16 protein-coding genes are annotated in these 18,267 nt (G+C 61.2%); 14 read left to right on the top strand and 2 right to left on the bottom strand.

What is annotated here, in order from left to right; translation table 11 throughout:
* The first annotated feature begins 1 nt into the window (after position 1).
* From AB4O35_RS28360 to AB4O35_RS28385, 6 genes are all read left to right on the top strand, one after another.
* Complete coding sequence (locus AB4O35_RS28360) at positions 2–301, top strand: YciI family protein (protein ID WP_015885584.1); 300 nt, start codon at positions 2–4, stop codon at positions 299–301.
* Positions 302–407: 106 nt separating this feature from the next.
* Positions 408–815 (top strand): translation initiation factor 2, encoded by a 408-nt coding sequence (locus AB4O35_RS28365; RefSeq protein ID WP_065873578.1) that lies wholly within the window; start codon positions 408–410, stop codon positions 813–815.
* A gap of 7 nt (positions 816–822) precedes the next feature.
* Entirely contained in the window at positions 823–1,500 is a 678-nt protein-coding gene (locus AB4O35_RS28370; protein WP_049711772.1) for a response regulator transcription factor, read from the top strand.
* A gap of 252 nt (positions 1,501–1,752) precedes the next feature.
* The gene (locus tag AB4O35_RS28375; protein ID WP_065889933.1) at positions 1,753–2,229 is read left to right on the top strand and encodes an LTXXQ domain protein; all 477 of its coding nucleotides are present in this window, start codon (positions 1,753–1,755) and stop codon (positions 2,227–2,229) included.
* A gap of 68 nt (positions 2,230–2,297) precedes the next feature.
* On the top strand, positions 2,298–3,641 hold the full coding sequence (locus AB4O35_RS28380) for a sensor histidine kinase (RefSeq protein WP_065873580.1): 1,344 nt from the start codon (positions 2,298–2,300) through the stop codon (positions 3,639–3,641).
* Between the two features lie 40 nt (positions 3,642–3,681).
* Positions 3,682–5,031: a CoA transferase gene (locus AB4O35_RS28385; protein WP_065873581.1), complete on the top strand. Its 1,350-nt coding sequence runs from the start codon at positions 3,682–3,684 to the stop codon at positions 5,029–5,031.
* Between the two features lie 32 nt (positions 5,032–5,063).
* Here the strand turns inward: AB4O35_RS28385 and AB4O35_RS28390 are convergent, their stop codons facing one another.
* Positions 5,064–5,927 (bottom strand): DNA-3-methyladenine glycosylase family protein, encoded by an 864-nt coding sequence (locus tag AB4O35_RS28390; RefSeq protein ID WP_065873582.1) that lies wholly within the window; start codon positions 5,925–5,927, stop codon positions 5,064–5,066.
* On the bottom strand, positions 5,924–7,351 hold the full coding sequence (gene arcD / locus AB4O35_RS28395; RefSeq protein WP_065873583.1) for an arginine-ornithine antiporter: 1,428 nt from the start codon (positions 7,349–7,351) through the stop codon (positions 5,924–5,926). The genes AB4O35_RS28390 and arcD (AB4O35_RS28395) overlap by 4 nt, the downstream gene beginning before the upstream one ends.
* Before the next feature lie 446 nt (positions 7,352–7,797).
* Here arcD (AB4O35_RS28395) and arcD (AB4O35_RS28400) point away from each other — a divergent pair, with 446 nt between their 5' ends.
* From arcD (AB4O35_RS28400) to gcvP, 8 genes are all read left to right on the top strand, one after another.
* Entirely contained in the window at positions 7,798–9,225 is a 1,428-nt protein-coding gene (gene arcD / locus AB4O35_RS28400; protein WP_065873584.1) for an arginine-ornithine antiporter, read from the top strand.
* A gap of 23 nt (positions 9,226–9,248) precedes the next feature.
* Positions 9,249–10,505 carry an arginine deiminase gene (gene arcA, locus AB4O35_RS28405; protein WP_065881016.1) on the top strand — a complete coding sequence of 419 codons (1,257 nt, stop codon included), beginning with the start codon at positions 9,249–9,251 and terminating at the stop codon, positions 10,503–10,505.
* Positions 10,506–10,516: 11 nt separating this feature from the next.
* Entirely contained in the window at positions 10,517–11,527 is a 1,011-nt protein-coding gene (locus tag AB4O35_RS28410) for an ornithine carbamoyltransferase (RefSeq protein WP_032890962.1), read from the top strand.
* A 156-nt stretch (positions 11,528–11,683) separates the two neighbouring features.
* Positions 11,684–12,613, top strand: coding sequence for a carbamate kinase (gene arcC / locus AB4O35_RS28415; RefSeq protein WP_065873586.1), 930 nt, complete (start codon positions 11,684–11,686; stop codon positions 12,611–12,613).
* Positions 12,614–12,631: 18 nt separating this feature from the next.
* Entirely contained in the window at positions 12,632–12,994 is a 363-nt protein-coding gene (locus AB4O35_RS28420) for a DUF5064 family protein (RefSeq protein ID WP_065873587.1), read from the top strand.
* A 173-nt stretch (positions 12,995–13,167) separates the two neighbouring features.
* Entirely contained in the window at positions 13,168–14,676 is a 1,509-nt protein-coding gene (locus AB4O35_RS28425; RefSeq protein WP_065873588.1) for a sigma-54-dependent transcriptional regulator, read from the top strand.
* 319 nt (positions 14,677–14,995) lie between these two features.
* Complete coding sequence (gcvH, locus tag AB4O35_RS28430) at positions 14,996–15,379, top strand: glycine cleavage system protein GcvH (protein ID WP_065873589.1); 384 nt, start codon at positions 14,996–14,998, stop codon at positions 15,377–15,379.
* A gap of 10 nt (positions 15,380–15,389) precedes the next feature.
* Positions 15,390–18,230, top strand: coding sequence for an aminomethyl-transferring glycine dehydrogenase (gene gcvP / locus AB4O35_RS28435; protein ID WP_065945858.1), 2,841 nt, complete (start codon positions 15,390–15,392; stop codon positions 18,228–18,230).
* Positions 18,231–18,267: the final 37 nt, after the last annotated feature.

Consider the following 18,267-nt stretch of genomic DNA (forward strand, 5'->3'; position numbering starts at 1 on the left):
CATGCTCTACGCCATCATTGCTACCGACGTTGCCAACTCGCTGGAAAAGCGCCTTTCCGTGCGCCCGGCTCACGTCGAGCGCCTCAAACAGCTGCAAGCCGAAGGCCGTATCGTATTGGCCGGCCCGCATCCGGCAGTGGACAGCAATGACCCGGGCGATGCCGGTTTCACCGGTAGCCTGATCGTCGCCGAGTTCGCCTCCCTGGCCGATGCCCAGGCTTGGGCCAAGGCCGATCCTTATGTTGCAGCAGGCGTTTACGCTGACGTCGTGATCAAGCCGTTCAAGCAAGTCCTGCCTTGACTCAGGTCGCGCCGAACCATTTCAGTTCGGCGCGCTCCTAATTGCTCATTATTCTGGGTAACCTGCCGACAACGTTCTGAATATTCGTGTGGAATCAGGAGTTCCGATGCGCTTACGTCAGTTGTGTCTGTTGGTAGTGTTAATGATCGGGGCTACGGCCCACGCTGAAGAAACCTCGAACACCGGCAGTTCCACGCCCCTGTCCCTGAGTGCCGGCGCCCAGATCACCGAGTTGCAGCAACGTTTGAAAGAAAGCGAACGCCAGCGTGAAGAACTGGGCAAGCAGCTGCAAAGTGCGGATGCCTCCCGCGAAAGCGCCCAATTGAGTCGCCTTCGCCAAGAGAACCAACGCCTGGCCCAGCAACTCAAAGATTCACAGGGCGGCGCCTTGAACCGCTGGCTGACCGAGCAACAGCAATGGTTTGTCACCGGAGGGGCCGTCGCTCTGATCGCCCTGCTGTGCGGGATCTTCGCCAGCGGTGGGCACCGTCGCCGTCGACAATGGCTAAATTGAGTGAGTCATGAGCGAGCTGTTACTGATAGATGATGACCAGGAGCTCTGCGAGCTGCTGACCAGTTGGCTGAGCCAGGAAGGCTTCCAGGTGCGCGCCTGCCATGACGGCTTGAGCGCCCGCAAAGCCTTGGCCGACAGCGCCCCGGCAGCGGTGGTGCTCGACGTGATGCTGCCCGACGGCAGCGGGCTGGAGCTGCTCAAGCAATTGCGCAACGACCACCCGGAGCTGCCGGTGCTGATGCTCTCGGCCCGCGGCGAACCCCTGGACCGCATCCTCGGCCTGGAACTGGGCGCCGACGATTACCTGGCCAAACCCTGCGACCCACGCGAGCTTACCGCTCGCCTGCGCGCCGTTCTGCGCCGCAGCCACCCGGCCGCCGTGTCCTCACAGCTGGAACTGGGCGACTTGTGCTTCAGCCCGGTGCGCGGCGTGGTCAGCATCGATGAACAGGAATTCACCCTCACCGTCTCCGAAAGTCGTCTGCTGGAAGCCCTGCTACGCCAGCCCGGCGAGCCGCTGGACAAACAGGAACTGGCGCAGATCGCCCTGGGCCGCAAGTTGACCCTTTACGATCGCAGCCTGGACATGCACGTCAGCAACCTGCGCAAAAAGATCGGCCCGCACCCGGATGGCCGGCCGCGGATCGTGGCGTTGCGTAGCCGTGGTTACTATTACAGCCTCTAAGCGCTAACCCTGTGGGAGCTGTCGAGCTTTAGCGAGGCTGCGATGGGATCGACTCGGTGCATCTGTGATACCGAGCCGATCCCATCGCAGGCAAACCAGCTCCCACAGGCGATACACCCAGCGCTGATAGTTTTGTCAGTTACCGACAAAATCCTCTTTACCGAAGCTTTACCCACACCTGACCGCCGCTGACCTTGATCTCCGTAATCTACTCACATCCGGAATCACCGGAATAGAGACAGGAGAATCACCATGCGCAAGACCCTTATCGCTTTGATGTTCGCCGCTGCCCTGCCGACCGTTGCCATGGCAGCAATGCCAGAAGGCCCAGGCCCAGGCCCAGGGCCGATGGGTGGCCCGGAAGGTCACATGATGGGTGGCCCGGGCCACGGCGGTGAACACGGTCCGCGTGGCAAAGGCGGCCCCTTCAGCCAGCTGGACCTGAGCAAGGAACAGCGCCAGCAAATCGGCAAACTGATGGGCGACCAATGGCACGCTCGCAAAGACCTGACCAAGAAGTACTTGGACAAACTGCCAGCCGCTGACCAGAAAGCCATGCAGGACGAAATCGCCGCCGGCAAGCAGAAAACCCAGGCCGATATCCGCGCGGTACTCAAGCCTGACCAGCAGAAAAAGTTCGACGAGATCGTCAAGAAGCAAGAACAGCGTCGTGCCGAATGGAAGGAATTCCAAGCCTGGAAAGCGCAACAACCGCAAAAAGCGCAATAATGCCCTCGCGTTAACGTTCCCAGCCCAGTGGCCCCCGCCACTGGGCTTTTCCTGTTTGAGGGTTTCCTGTGCGTTCATTGTTCTGGCGCATCCTGGCCAGTTTCTGGCTGGCCATCGCCCTGGTTGCCGGGTTGTCGATCCTGATTGGGCACATGCTCAATCAAGATGCCTGGATTCTCAGCCGTCACCCCGGCCTCAATAACCTGGCGCAAGAGTGGACCCAACTCTACGAAGCCCAGGGTGAGGAGGCTGCGCAGGATCTGCTGCAACAGCGCAAACGCCAGTACCACATCGACGTGCAAGTGCTCAACGAAAGTGGCGACCCGGTGGTGCGCGGTACTTTCCCACGTCGCGCCGCCGCCTTCGAAGCCCGCCAGAATGACAGCCAGGACGGCCACCTGCCCTGGCGCCGCCTGACTGCCGAATACACCAGCGAAAAAACCGGCGACACCTACCTGTTGATCTACCGCATCCCGCACCCGGAACTGGACGAATGGCACCGCAGTAGCCTGACGTGGCCGTTGAGTGCACTGGTGATTGCGCTGATAGTGCTGACCCTGTTCAGCCTGCTGGTGACGTTGTCCATCACTCGCCCGCTCAGCCGTCTGCGCGGTGCAGTGCATGACCTCGGCCAGGCCACCTACCAGCAAAACAGCTTGGCGCAACTGGCTAACCGGCGCGATGAGTTCGGCGTGTTGGCCACCGACTTCAACCGCATGGGCGCACGCCTGCAAAGCCTGATCGGCAGTCAGCGCCAATTGCTGCGGGACGTGTCCCACGAACTGCGCTCGCCCCTGGCCCGCTTGCGCATCGCCCTGGCCCTGGCCGAACGCGCCACCCCCGAAGAGCGGGAAAAACTCTGGCCACGCCTGACCCGCGAATGCGATCGACTGGAAGCGCTGATCAGCGAAATCCTGGTATTGGCCCGCGTCGACGCCGACAATGCCAGCGCCGAAGACGTCGACCTCAACCCACTGCTCAAGACCCTGCAGAAAGACGCGCAACTCGGTGCGCCGGACCAAGCAGTGAACCTGATCGCCGACACCGACCTGCACCTCAAGGGCTGGCCGACCATGATCGAACGTGCTGTGGATAACTTGCTGCGCAATGCCCAGCGCTTTAACCCGCCGGGATTGCCGATCGAGTTGCAGGCCCAGCGCCTGGGCGAGCGCATCCTGATCAGCGTGCGCGACCACGGCCCCGGCGTTGAAGCCGAATACTTGAGCCAGTTGGGCGAACCGTTCTATCGCGCTCCCGGCCAAACAGCACAAGGCCACGGCCTGGGCCTGGCGATTGCCCGTCGCGCCGCCGAACGCCACGGTGGCAGCCTGATTCTGGCCAACCATGCAGAGGGTGGCTTTATCGCCAGCATCGACCTGCCGTTGGTGCCTGGGGTTGTCACACCGGGCTGATCATCTCTTATAGTGGCCCTTCTCTTACGGAGGGCCTTCGATGACTGACCTGCTGACTCCCATCCAAGCTGCACTCAACCTACCGCAAACGCCCCTGACCTTTACCGAAGCCGGCGCCCTGCCCTCGACCTTCGCCGTGACCGAGCTGGCCAGCGCCAGTATCGGCGCTGCCGGCCAGGCCGTGGCCCAGTTGATCCAGCAACAGACCGGGCGCTTGCCCGGCATCAGCGTGGACCGGCGCCTCGCCTCTTTCTGGTTTTCATCCTCGATTCGCCCGGTGGGCTGGCAAGTGCCGCCGCTGTGGGACCCGGTAGCCGGTGACTATGCCAGCGCCGATGGCTGGATTCGCTTGCACACCAACGCCCCCCATCACCGTGCCGCCGCCGAGCGAGTGTTGGGCAACGTCACTGACCGTGCCGAGATGGCTGCCCGCGTTGCCCCATGGAGCGCCGCTGAACTGGAACAGGCGATTGTCGATGAAGGTGGCTGTGCGGCGCAGATGCGTGCCTGGCAGGCCTGGCAAGGGCATCCGCAAGGGTTGGCGGTGAATGCTGAAGACCTGGTGCAGCGCCAGACCTTTGAAACCGGCGCCGACAAACCCTGGCTCGGCTCGGTGACGCGGCCACTGGCGGGCATCAAGGTGCTGGACCTGACTCGCGTGCTGGCCGGCCCCGTGGCCAGTCGTTTTCTCGCGGGCCTGGGCGCCGACGTGCTGCGTATCGACTCGCCGACCTGGAACGAACCCGGCGTAGTACCGGAAATGACCCTCGGCAAACGCTGTGCCCGTCTCGACTTGAAGACCCCCGAAGACCGCCGGATTTTCGAAAGCCTGCTCAAGGAGGCCGACATTCTGTTCCACGGCTACCGTGCCGACGCCTTGGAGCAATTGGGTTACACCGCCAACGAACTGCAAACCCTCACCCCCGGCCTGATCGACGTGAGTCTCAACGCCTACGGCTGGAGCGGCCCGTGGCGAAATCGCCGGGGTTTCGACAGCCTGGTGCAAATGAGCAGCGGGATTGCCGACGCGGGCATGGCCTGGAAACAATCGGATAAACCGGTGCCGCTGCCGTTGCAGGCGCTGGATCACGCGACCGGGTATTTGATGGCGGCCAGTGCGATTCAAGCATTGAGTGAGCGGCTGAAAACCGGGCGTGGCGGTTCGGCGCGGTTGTCGTTGGCGCGTACGGCGAAGCTGTTGGTGGAGGCGGGACAGGTACCGGAGCAACCGGCGTTGCGTGCCGAGGAATTGAGCGATCAGGGTTTGGTGGCGGAGCAAACAGCCTGGGGCCAGGCTCATCGGTTGTTGGCGCCGCTGACCCTCAGCGGCACGCCGTTGCAGTGGGATTTGGCGGCTGGGGAATTGGGGTCGCACCGGCCGCAGTGGTGACCTGACCTGCGATGAGGCCAGTACAGACACTATCAATCTGACCGTTGCAACGACGTCCACAAATGCTGCGCCGCATAAGCCCTGAGCGGCCGCCAAGCCTCAGCCCGCCCACCCAACTGCCGCGCCGAAACCGGCCCACCCTCCAAGGCTGCCAGCGCATTGATCAAGCCGATATCCCCCGTCGCAAACGCATCCGCCTCGCGCATCTGGCGCATCGCGATGTACTGCGCCGTCCAATCGCCAATCCCCGGCAAGGCCACCAGCCGTGCCACGCCTTCCTTGAGGCTGGCCTTGGGTTCGAACACTTCAGGATCATCCAGCAACGCTTGTGCGACACCCGACAACGTGCGCCCGCGCGCCTTGGGCATGCCCAGGGTCGCCAGGTCCGCCGCCGCCAATACCTCGGGCGTGGGAAAAACATGCGTGATACCGGCGTGCGGCGTATCCAGCGGCTGACCGTATTGCGCCACCAGCTTGCCCGCCAAACGAATCGCGGCCACCACCGTGATCTGCTGGCCCAGCACTGCCCGAATCGCCAGTTCCAGGCCATCCCAAGTGCCCGGCACGCGCAGGCCGGGACGCGCTGCAACCAGTTGCGCCATCAATGGGTCCGTCGCCAATTGCGCGTTGATCAACTGAGGCTGGGCATCCAGATCAAACATCCTGCGCAGGCGCCGTTCGATCTCAGGCAGCGCCGCAGCCTCTGGAAACTCCACCCCCACGTCCAACCAATCGCCAGCCCCCGGCGTCACGCTGATCCAGCCGTGCTGGCCGCTCACGCTGATACTGCGCCGGTACAGGCCGGCTTCGACCGTCTCCATCCCAGCGATAGCGCGCGCCGATAGAAAACCCACCATCGCCGCCCAGTCATAAGGCGGCTGATACGCCAGTCTCACAGCGACAACACCCCGCTATACAACCCATACGCCGCCAACCCGGCGCCTGCGATCACGCAGCTGAAAATGCCTTTTTCCAAGTGGGTAAACAGGGGCTGGCCCTGCTCACGCTTGGCGAGGGCAAACAGGATCACGCCCGGTGCATACAGCAGCGCCGACAGCAGCAGGTACTTCAAGCCGCCAGCGTAGAGCAGCCACACCGCATAGCCGAGGGCGATCAAGCCCACCAGCAAGTCTTTCATGCGCTGGCCGTGAGCGCCTTCGTAGGTTTCGCCGCGTCCGCTCAATAGCACGGCATAGGCCGCCGACCATAGGTAAGGCACCAGGATCATCGATGAGGCCAGGTAAATCAGCGTGGTGTAGGTGCTGTGGGAAAACAGCGTGATCACCAGGAAGGCCTGGATCATCACATTGGTCAGCCAGAGCGCGTTGACCGGCACCTGGTTGGCATTTTCCTTTTTCAGGAAGGCCGGCATGGTCTTGTCATGGGCGGTGGCGTAAAGGATTTCCGCGCAGAGCAGCGCCCAGGACAGTAAGGCGCCGAGCAGCGATACCGCCAGGCCAATGCTGATTGCCATCGCCCCCCAGGGCCCGACGATGTGCTCCAGCACACCGGCCAGGGACGGGTTTTGCAACTGCGCGAGCTCCGGCTGGCTCATGATTCCCAAGGACAGCACATTCACCAGCACCAGCAACGCCAGCACGCCAAGGAAACCAATCAGCGTGGCGCGGCCCACGTCCGAGCGTTTCTCGGCGCGCGCCGAATACACGCTGGCGCCTTCGATGCCGATAAACACAAACACGGTGACCAGCATCATGTTGCGCACCTGGTCCACCACATTGCCGATGTCCGGATTGCCCAGGCCCCAGATATCCCGGGTGAAAATATCTGCCTTGAACGCTACGGCAGCGATCACGATGAACATCAGCAACGGCACGATCTTGGCCACCGTGGTGATCTGGTTGATGAACGCCGCCTCCTTGATTCCGCGCATCACCAGGAAATGCACTGCCCACAGCAGCAGTGACGCACAGCCGATGGCCACCGGCGTGTTGCCCTGGCCAAACACCGGAAAAAAGTAACCCAGGGTGCTGAACAACAACACGAAGTAGCCGACGTTGCCCATCCACGCGCTGATCCAATAGCCCCAGGCAGACGAGAATCCCATGTAATCGCCAAAACCCGCCTTGGCGTAGGCGTACACCCCCGAGTCCAGATCGGGTTTGCGATTGGCCAGGGTCTGGAACACAAAGGCAAGGGTCAGCATGCCGACGGCGGTGATCGCCCAGCCGATCAATACGGCACCAACCTCGGCGCGCGCGGCCATGTTTTGCGGTAGGGAGAAGATCCCACCACCGATCATCGAGCCCACTACCAAGGCAATCAAAGCACTGAGTCGAAGTTTCTGGGCCGGCTGGGACATGTGGACTCCTGAACAAATAACAGCTTGAGCTGACAGCCGTAAACTCAACTAATTAACTCAGCGAGTATAACGTTTATTAGAGACCGCGATAAAAACAACACACTCATAACCCAACGGCATGGCGGCTTGTATGATTGAGCTTATTTATAATTTAAATACGGCAAATACGTTGTCGCTTCCAAGCTACTTGCTGTCGCATTTTCGAAAAGTTTGCATAATCGAGAAAACAGTCTAGTTTCAAACGTCCTTACGCAACACTAAATGATTAACCAAAACGCAGGGGCCGCTCTGGAGAGCGTCTTTGCGCGGAAAAATATCGCCTGAGGCTTTCCACCCCAAGTTATTAATTCACAATGGAATGTGCCAATGAAGTGATCTGAGTCAGCTGATTGATTAGCGCACGGAATTATTCTGTGGTCTCTCTTCTCCTGCATTGGAGTTATGCAATGTCTGAATCTCCCGGAAAACTTCGATTAGGCGCGCTGGTTGCACTTGTCGTCGGTTCAATGATTGGTGGCGGGATCTTCTCACTGCCGCAAAACATGGCCGCCAGCGCCGATGTCGGTGCGGTGTTGATTGGTTGGGTGATTACCGCCATCGGCATGCTGACCCTCGCGTTTGTCTTCCAAACTCTCGCCAACCGCAAGCCCGACCTCGACGGTGGGGTGTACGCCTATGCCAAGGCCGGTTTCGGCGACTACATGGGGTTCTCCTCCGCCTGGGGCTACTGGATCAGCGCCTGGCTGGGCAACGTCGGTTACTTCGTGTTGCTGTTCAGCACCCTCGGCTACTTCTTCCCGATCTTTGGCGAAGGCAATACGCCGGCCGCAGTGATCGGTGCGTCGGTACTGCTGTGGGCCGTACATTTCCTGGTACTGCGCGGAATCAAGGAAGCGGCGTTCATCAACCTGGTGACCACCGTCGCCAAGGTCGTGCCGCTGGTGCTGTTCGTGTTGATCGCAGTGTTCGCGTTCAAGCTGGACATCTTCACCGCGGACATCTGGGGCGTGAAAAACCCGGACCTGGGCAGTGTGATGAACCAGGTGCGCAACATGATGCTGGTCACCGTGTGGGTGTTCATCGGCATCGAAGGCGCGAGCATTTTCTCCTCCCGTGCGGAAAAACGTTCCGACGTGGGCAAGGCCACCGTGATTGGTTTCATCACGGTGCTCCTGTTCCTGATGCTGGTGAACGTACTGTCCCTGGGGATCATGACTCAGCCAGAACTGGCCAAGCTGCAGAACCCGTCGATGGCCGCCGTGCTGGAGCATGTGGTGGGTCACTGGGGCGCGGTGCTGATCAGCGTCGGCTTGATCATCTCGCTGCTCGGGGCGTTGCTGTCGTGGGTGCTGCTGTGCGCGGAGATCATGTTCGCCGCCGCCAAGGACCACACCATGCCGGAGTTCCTGCGCAAGGAAAACGCCAACCACGTGCCGGTCAATGCCCTGTGGCTGACTAACGCGATGGTGCAGGTTTTCCTGGTGATCACGCTGTTTTCCGCCAGCACTTACCTGTCGCTCATCTACCTCGCCACCTCGATGATCCTGGTGCCTTACCTGTGGTCGGCGGCCTACGCCCTGCTGTTGGCAGTGCGCGGCGAAACCTACGAAACCGCCCTGGCCGAACGCAAGAAAGACCTGTTCATTGGCGCTGTCGCCCTGATCTACGCGATCTGGCTGCTCTACGCCGGCGGCACCAAATACCTGCTGCTCTCCGCCCTGCTCTACGCCCCTGGCGCGATCCTGTTCGCCAAAGCCAAGCGTGAACTGGGCAAACCGATTTTCACCCACGTCGAGAAGCTGATTTTCGCCGCAGTGGTCATTGGCGCCCTGGTGGCGGCATATGGGCTCTACGACGGCTTCCTGACTCTGTAATTGTATTCTCTGGAGGATGTGTAATGACCACGGAAAAAGTGAAATACGGCGTACATTCCGAAGCCGGCAAACTGCGCAAAGTCATGGTGTGCTCCCCAGGCTTGGCCCACCAGCGGCTGACGCCCAACAACTGCGATGAACTGCTGTTCGATGACGTGTTGTGGGTGGCCCAGGCCAAGCGCGACCATTTCGACTTCGTGACCAAGATGCGCGAGCGGGACATTGATGTGCTGGAAATGCACAACCTGCTGACCGACATCGTTGCCATCCCTGAAGCGCTCGACTGGATCCTGGCGCGCAAGATCACCTCCAACACGGTTGGCCTGGGCCTGGTTGATGAAGTCAGCTCCTGGCTGCGCAGCCTGGAGCCGCGCAAGACCGCTGAGTTCCTGATCGGCGGCGTATCGGCGGATGACCTGCCGAGCAGCTTTGGTGGCAAAACCATCGAGATGTTCCGCGACTTCCTCGGCCACGCCAGTTTCATCCTGCCCCCGCTGCCCAACACCCAGTTCACCCGTGACACCACCTGCTGGATCTACGGCGGCGTGACGCTGAACCCGATGTACTGGCCGGCGCGACGCCAGGAAACCCTGTTGGCCAGCGCCATTTATAAATTCCACCCTGAGTTCACCAACGCGGACTTCCAGATCTGGTACGGCGACCCCGACCAGGAACACGGTGCCGCCACGCTGGAGGGCGGCGACGTGATGCCGATTGGTAATGGCGTGGTCTTGATCGGTATGGGCGAACGCTCGTCCCACCAGGCCATCGGCCAATTGGCGCGCAACCTGTTCAAAAACAAAGCCGTGGAACGCGTGATCGTTGCCGGCCTGCCGAAATCCCGCGCGGCGATGCACCTGGATACCGTGTTCAGCTTCTGCGACCGCGACCTGGTCACCATCTTCCCCGAAGTGGTCAACCAGATCGTCCCGTTCACCCTGCGCCCTGACGAAAGCAAGCCGCACGGTATCGATATCCAACGCGAGAAAACCAACTTCCTTGAGACCGTAGCCGCAGCGCTCAACCTCAAGGCCCTGCGTGTGGTTGAAACCGGTGGCAACAGCTTCGCCGCCGAACGCGAGCAGTGGGACGACGGCAACAACGTGGTCGCAGTGGAGCCTGGCGTGGTGATCGGTTACGACCGCAACACCTACACCAACACCTTGCTGCGCAAGGCCGGTGTGGAAGTCATCACCATCAGCGCCGGTGAACTCGGCCGCGGCCGTGGCGGCGGCCACTGCATGACCTGCCCGATCATCCGCGACCCAATCGACTATTAAGGAGATCCATCATGGCTTTCAACATGCGCAACCGCAGCCTGCTCTCGCTGATGCACCACACCACCCGCGAGCTCAACTACTTGCTGGACCTGTCCCGCGACCTCAAACGCGCCAAATACACCGGCACCGAGCGTCCGCACCTGAAAGGCAAGAACATCGCGCTGATCTTCGAAAAAACCTCGACCCGCACCCGTTGCGCTTTCGAAGTCGCGGCCCATGACCAGGGTGCCCACGTCACCTATATCGATCCGGTTTCATCGCAGATCGGCCACAAAGAAAGCATGAAAGACACCGCCCGTGTGCTCGGGCGCATGTTCGATGCCATTGAGTACCGTGGCTTCGAGCAGGAAATCGTCGAAGAGCTGGCCAAATTCGCCGGCGTGCCGGTGTTCAACGGACTCACCGCCGAATTCCACCCCACGCAAATGATCGCTGACACCCTGACCATGCGCGAACACAGCGACAAGCCACTGCATGACATCAGCTACGCCTACCTCGGCGATGCCCGTTACAACATGGGCAACTCGCTGCTGATGATCGGCGCCAAGCTGGGCATGGACGTACGCATCGGCGCGCCGAAAGCCCTGTGGCCGCACGAAGATTTCATCAAGCAATGCCAGGCGTTCGCCGAAGAAAGCGGCGCGCGCATCACCATCACCGAAGACCCGAAAGAAGCCGTGAAAGGCGTGGATTTCATCCACACCGATATCTGGGTGTCGATGGGTGAGCCGGTGGAAGCGTGGGACGAGCGCATCGAGCAACTGCTGCCGTACCAAGTCAACGCCAAGATGATGAAAGCCTCGGGCAACCCGCGGGTGAAGTTCATGCACTGCCTGCCGGCGTTCCATAACAGCGAAACCAAGGTCGGCAAGGACATCGCCGCGCGTTATCCGAACCTGGCCAATGGCGTGGAAGTGACTGAAGAGGTGTTTGAATCGCCGGCCAACATCGCGTTTGAGCAGGCGGAAAACCGCATGCATACCATCAAGGCGATCTTGGTGTCGGCGTTGGCAGATATCTAACCCTTAAGTTGGCAATGAGGACAAATGTGGGAGCCGGGCTTGCCCGCGATGCAGGCACCTCGATCCATCAAGCAGACCGCGGTGATGCTATCGCAGGCAAGCCGGCTCCCACATTGACCGCGTTCCTTCATCAGAACTTTCAGAAGGACACTCTGTATGCGCATCGTCGTAGCCTTGGGCGGCAACGCCCTGCTCCGCCGTGGTGAACCCATGACGGCGGACAACCAACGCGCCAACATCCGCATCGCCACCGAGCAGATCGCCAAGATCCATGCCGGCAACGAGCTGGTGATCGCCCACGGCAATGGCCCGCAAGTCGGCCTGCTGTCATTGCAGGCGGCGGCCTACACCCAGGTTTCACCCTACCCACTGGACGTGCTCGGCGCCGAGACCGAAGGCATGATCGGCTACATCATCGAGCAGGAACTGGGCAATCTATTGGACTTCGAAGTGCCGTTCGCCACCTTGCTCACCCAGGTGGAAGTCGACGCCAAGGACCCAGCGTTCCAAAACCCAACCAAGCCCATCGGCCCGGTGTATTCCAAGGCCGAAGCGGAAAAGCTCGCCGCCGAAAAAGGCTGGGCGATTGCACCAGACGGTGATAAATACCGCCGCGTGGTCGCCAGCCCACGGCCGAAACGCATCTTTGAAATCCGCCCGATCAAATGGCTACTGGAAAAAAGCGCCATCGTGATCTGTGCGGGCGGTGGCGGCATCCCGACAATGTACGGCGAAGACGGCAAGCTCCAAGGCATCGAAGCGGTGATCGACAAAGACCTCTGCTCATCCTTGCTGGCTGCGCAACTGGACGCCGACTTGCTGGTGATCGCCACTGACGTCAACGCCGCTTTCATCGACTACGGCAAGCCCAGCCAAAAAGCCATCGGCCAGGCCCACCCTGACGAAATGGAAAAACTCGGCTTCGCCGCCGGCTCCATGGGCCCCAAGGTCCAAGCCGCCTGCGAGTTCGCCCGCCAGACTGGCAAAACCGCCGTCATCGGTTCACTCTCGGACATCGAAGCCATCGTCCAGGGCAGTGCCGGTACACGCATCAGTACGGCAAAACCTGGCATCACCTATCTGTGAAGTAGAGGAGATACGCCTATGGCCACTTTTGAACCGGGTCACTTGCACGTTGAACGTCACGCACTGAATGCCCAGGACTACAGCTACAACCTGTGCATCGACTATGAAGTCAGCCAGGACCCCAAGGAAGGCAAGGGGATGCTGTTCAAGCTGCATGGCTCGGTGCAGGGCAAGGACCTCAAGGAAGAGTTCTTCCTGCCCAAGGACCAGGCGTTCGACTTTGCGCGGCATGCGATGAACATTGCGCAGAAGTATGGAATGCCCAAGGTCGCGGTGCTGAACGGCTCGATGCACAAGCAGTACGACTTGATGTTCGAGGATGTGCGGCATCAACTGGATGTGAAGTCGGGTGATCCGGTCAAGCCGGAACATTTGGAGTAAGAACGACGCAAATCCCCTGTGGGAGCGGGCTTGCTCGCGAAGACGGAGTGTCAGTCACTTAATTTATCGACTGACCCAACGCATTCGCGAGCAAGCCCGCTCCCACATTTTGATCTCCATCATCTCCAAGGCATACTGGCCACCCTCCGCACTCTAGAATCAAGATCCGCCCCATGCGTATCCACGTCAGCTTCATCGACCGCGTCGGCATCACCCAGGAAGTCCTGGCCTTGCTCGGTGGGCGTAATCTCAACTTGGATGCGGTAGAAATGGTGCCGCCCAACGTCTACATCGATGCGCCAACCCTGAGCGCCGAGGTGCTGGAAGAGCTGCGCGACGCCCTCTTCAGCGTGCACGGCGTACAGGCGGTCACGGTGGTGGATATCCTCCCCGGTCAACGCCGCCACCTGCAACTCGATGCCCTGCTGGCCGCCATGACCGACCCGGTGCTGGCCCTGGATAGCGCGGGCAAGATTCTGTTGGCCAACCCGGCACTGATCGCCCTGTATGGCCGCGAACCGGCAGGGGAAAGCATCAGCGAGCTGTTCAACGACCCGACGCTGTTGGACACGTTGCTCGAACACGGCTTTCGCCTGCCGCTGCGTGAGATCAGCGTCAACGGCCAGACCTTGCTGCTGGACGCCACGCCGATCACCGACGCCGGCGCCCTGCTCACCCTCTACCCACCCAACCGTATCGGCGAACAACTGTCGGCGCTGCACCACGACCATGCCGAAGGGTTTGATGCGCTGCTCGGCGAATCCCCTGTCATCCGTACGCTCAAGGCGCGCGCGCAGCGGGTGGCGGCATTGGATGCACCGTTATTGATTCAAGGCGAAACCGGCACCGGCAAGGAGCTGGTGGCACGTGCCTGCCACGCCATCAGCGCGCGTCACAGCGCGCCCTTTTTGGCATTGAACTGCGCGGCGCTGCCGGAAAACCTCGCCGAAAGTGAGCTGTTCGGTTATGCACCGGGCGCCTTTACCGGCGCGCAGCGCGGCGGCAAGCCGGGGCTGATGGAGTTGGCCAACCAGGGCACGGTGTTCCTGGATGAGATCGGTGAGATGTCGCCGTACCTGCAGGCCAAGCTGCTGCGTTTTCTCAATGACGGCAGCTTCCGTCGCGTCGGTGGCGACCGTGAAGTGAAGGTCAATGTGCGCATCCTCAGCGCCACCCACCGCGACCTGGAAAAGATGGTCAGCGAGGGCACCTTTCGCGAAGACTTGTTCTACCGCCTCAATGTGCTCAACGTCGAAGTACCGCCGCTGCGCGAACGCGGCCAGGACATCCTGCTGCTGGCGCGCTATTTCATGCAGCAGGCTTGTGCACAGATCCAGCGTCCGGTCTGCCGCCTGGCGCCCGGCACTTACCCGGCGCTGTTGGGCAACCGCTGGCCGGGCAATGTGCGCCAGTTGCAAAACGTGATCTTCCGCGCCGCCGCCATCTGTGAAAGCAGCCTGGTGGACATTGGCGACCTCGACATCGCCGGCACGTCAGTCGCGCGCCAGGGCGACGGTGAAGTCGACAGCCTGGAGCAGGCCATGGAAGATTTCGAGCGCAGCCTGCTGGAAAAGCTCTACAGCAGCTACCCCTCGACGCGCCAACTGGCCAGCCGCTTGCAGACTTCCCACACGGCGATTGCCCATCGCCTGCGCAAGTACGGCATTCCCAACAAACCCTGACTGAACAAACCCAGCTCCCACAGGACCGTATTTCAAAATTTGGTCTGAGAACGACATCGGCTGTACTGAAAGCGCTACAGTGGAACGATATCGCTACAACCTTGTTTTTTTCTCGCCATGCAAGGCTTTGATCCGCATAGGCTTTTTTTCGCGCGTCGGAGTGTAGCGAAATCGCTACAGCCGAATTCCATATCGTCATGACCATTTTTATTAAGCCATTGATTTACAAGGCTTTAACAAGCTTGGCCGCGATATTGCTAAGTAACTCCCCATTATTCCAATCCCGTCCACCAGACGAATCTGGCCCCGAGGAGTTTCCATGAGCGAGTTGCGTTTCACTGAAGATCACGAATGGCTGCGCGCCGAAGCCGACGGCAGCGTCACCGTGGGTATCACCGCTTTCGCGCAGAACGCGCTGGGTGATGTGGTTTTCGTGCAACTGCCGGAGTTGCAGGCTTACGACAAGGGCGCCGAAGCGTCCACCGTCGAGTCCGTAAAAGCCGCCAGCGGCGTGTACATGCCGTTGGACGGTGAAGTGCTCGAAGTGAACGACAAACTCGATGGCAGCCCGGAACTGGTCAACGAAGACCCAATGGGCGAAGGTTGGTTTTTCCGCTTTAAACCGGCCGACGCCGAGGCGGTGCCTAAACTGTTGGATCAGGACGCGTACGACCGCCTGATCAAAGCCAACGCTGAAGCTTGAGGAGCGCGCAATGACCGTTCAACTGAACACCGCCAACGAATTCATCGCCCGCCACATCGGCCCGCGCCAGGAAGACGAGCAGCACATGCTCGCCAGCCTGGGTTTCGACTCCCTGGAAGCCCTGAGCGCCAGCGTGATCCCGGAAAGCATCAAGGGCACCAGCGTGCTCGGCCTGGAAGACGGCCTGAGCGAAGCCGAGGCCCTGGCCAGGATCAAGGCCATCGCCGGCAAGAACCAACTGTTCAAAACCTACATCGGCCAGGGCTACTACAACTGCCACACGCCGTCGCCGATCCTGCGCAACCTGCTGGAAAACCCGGCCTGGTACACCGCCTACACGCCGTACCAGCCAGAGATTTCCCAAGGCCGCCTGGAAGCGCTGCTGAATTTCCAGACCCTGATCAGCGACCTCACCGGCCTGCCGATCGCCAACGCCTCCCTGCTCGACGAAGCCACCGCTGCCGCCGAAGCCATGACCTTCTGCAAACGCCTGAGCAAGAACAAGGGCAGTAATGCCTTCTTCGCCTCGATCCACAGCCACCCGCAAACCCTCGACGTGCTGCGCACCCGTGCCGAGCCGCTGGGTATCGAGGTGGTGGTAGGCGATGAGCGCGAACTGACCGACGTCACCCCGTTTTTCGGCGCCCTGCTGCAATATCCAGCCAGCAACGGTGACGTCTTCGACTACCGCGAGCTCACCGAGCGCTTCCACGCCGCCAACGCACTGGTCGCGGTAGCCGCTGATCTGCTGGCCCTGACCCTGCTGACCCCACCGGGTGAATTCGGCGCCGACGTGGCCATCGGCAGCGCGCAACGCTTCGGCGTGCCGCTGGGCTTCGGCGGCCCGCACGCGGCGTACTTCTCCACTAAGGATGCGTTCAAGCGCGACATGCCGGGCCGCCTGGTCGGTGTCTCCGTCGACCGTTTCGGCAAGCCGGCCCTGCGCCTGGCGATGCAGACCCGCGAGCAGCATATCCGCCGCGAGAAGGCCACCAGCAACATCTGCACCGCCCAAGTGCTGCTGGCCAACATCGCCAGCATGTACGCCGTGTACCACGGCCCCAAAGGCCTGACCCAGATCGCCCGACGGGTGCACCAGTTGACCGCGATCCTGGCCAAGGGCTTGACCGCACTGGGCCTGAAAGTCGAGCAAGCCAACTTCTTCGACACCATTACCCTCAACACCGGCGCCAACACGGCCGCCCTGCACGACAAGGCCCGCGCCCAGCGCATCAACCTGCGTGTGGTGGACGCTGAGCGCCTTGGCGTGTCGGTGGACGAAACCACCACCCAGGCGGATATCGAAACGCTGTGGAGCCTCTTCGCCGACGGCAAGGCACTGCCAGTCTTCACTGCCAACGTTGACAGCGCCCTGCCGGCCGCACTGCTGCGCCAGTCGCCCGTCCTCAGCCACCCGGTGTTCAACCGTTATCACTCGGAAACCGAGCTGATGCGCTACCTGCGCAAGCTGGCCGACAAGGACCTGGCGCTGGACCGCACCATGATCCCGCTGGGCTCGTGCACCATGAAGCTCAATGCCGCCAGCGAAATGATCCCGGTGACCTGGGCCGAGTTCGGTGCCCTGCACCCCTTCGCCCCGGCCGAGCAAAGCACCGGTTACCTGGAGCTGACCTCCGACTTGGAAGCCATGCTCTGCGCGGCCACCGGTTACGACGCGATCTCCCTGCAGCCGAACGCCGGCTCCCAAGGCGAGTACGCGGGGCTGTTGGCCATCCGTGCTTACCACCAGAGCCGTGGCGATGAACGCCGCGACATCTGCCTGATCCCATCGTCGGCCCACGGCACCAACCCTGCCACCGCCAACATGGCTGGCATGCGCGTTGTCGTCACAGCCTGCGATGCGCGTGGCAACGTCGATATCGAAGACCTGCGTGCCAAGGCCATCGAGCACCGCGACCACCTCGCCGCGCTGATGATTACCTACCCGTCCACCCATGGTGTGTTCGAAGAAGGTATCCGCGAAATCTGCGGCATCATTCACGACAACGGCGGCCAGGTGTACATCGACGGCGCCAACATGAACGCCATGGTCGGCCTGTGCGCCCCGGGCAAGTTCGGCGGCGACGTGTCCCACCTGAACCTGCATAAGACCTTCTGCATTCCCCACGGCGGTGGCGGCCCGGGCGTCGGCCCGATTGGCGTCAAGTCGCACCTCACGCCGTTCCTGCCAGGCCACGCAGCCATGGAACGCAAGGAAGGCGCGGTCTGCGCGGCGCCGTTCGGCAGCGCAAGCATTCTGCCGATCACCTGGATGTACATCAGCATGATGGGCGGCGCGGGCCTCAAGCGCGCTTCGCAACTGGCGATCCTGAATGCCAACTACATTTCCCGTCGCCTGGAGGAGCACTACCCCGTGCTCTACACCGGCAGCAACGGCCTGGTGGCGCATGAATGTATCCTCGACCTGCGCCCACTCAAAGACAGCAGTGGTATCAGCGTCGATGACGTGGCCAAGCGCCTGATCGACTTTGGCTTCCATGCGCCGACCATGTCGTTCCCGGTGGCAGGCACCTTGATGATCGAGCCGACCGAGAGCGAATCCAAGGAAGAACTGGACCGCTTCTGCGACGCCATGATCGCCATCCGCGAAGAAATCCGCGCGGTGGAAAACGGCACCCTGGACAAGGATGACAACCCGCTGAAGAACGCGCCGCACACCGCAGCCGAGCTGGTGGGCGAGTGGACACACCCGTACAGCCGTGAACAGGCTGTGTACCCGGTGGCTTCGTTGATCGAAGGCAAATACTGGCCGCCGGTTGGCCGGGTCGATAACGTATTTGGCGATCGCAACCTCGTGTGTGCATGCCCGTCGATCGAGAGCTACGCGTAACTTGAGGATGTACTCGGTGTAAATGTGGGAGCGGGCT

Source organism: Pseudomonas sp. H1_A03 (assembly GCF_054685145.1).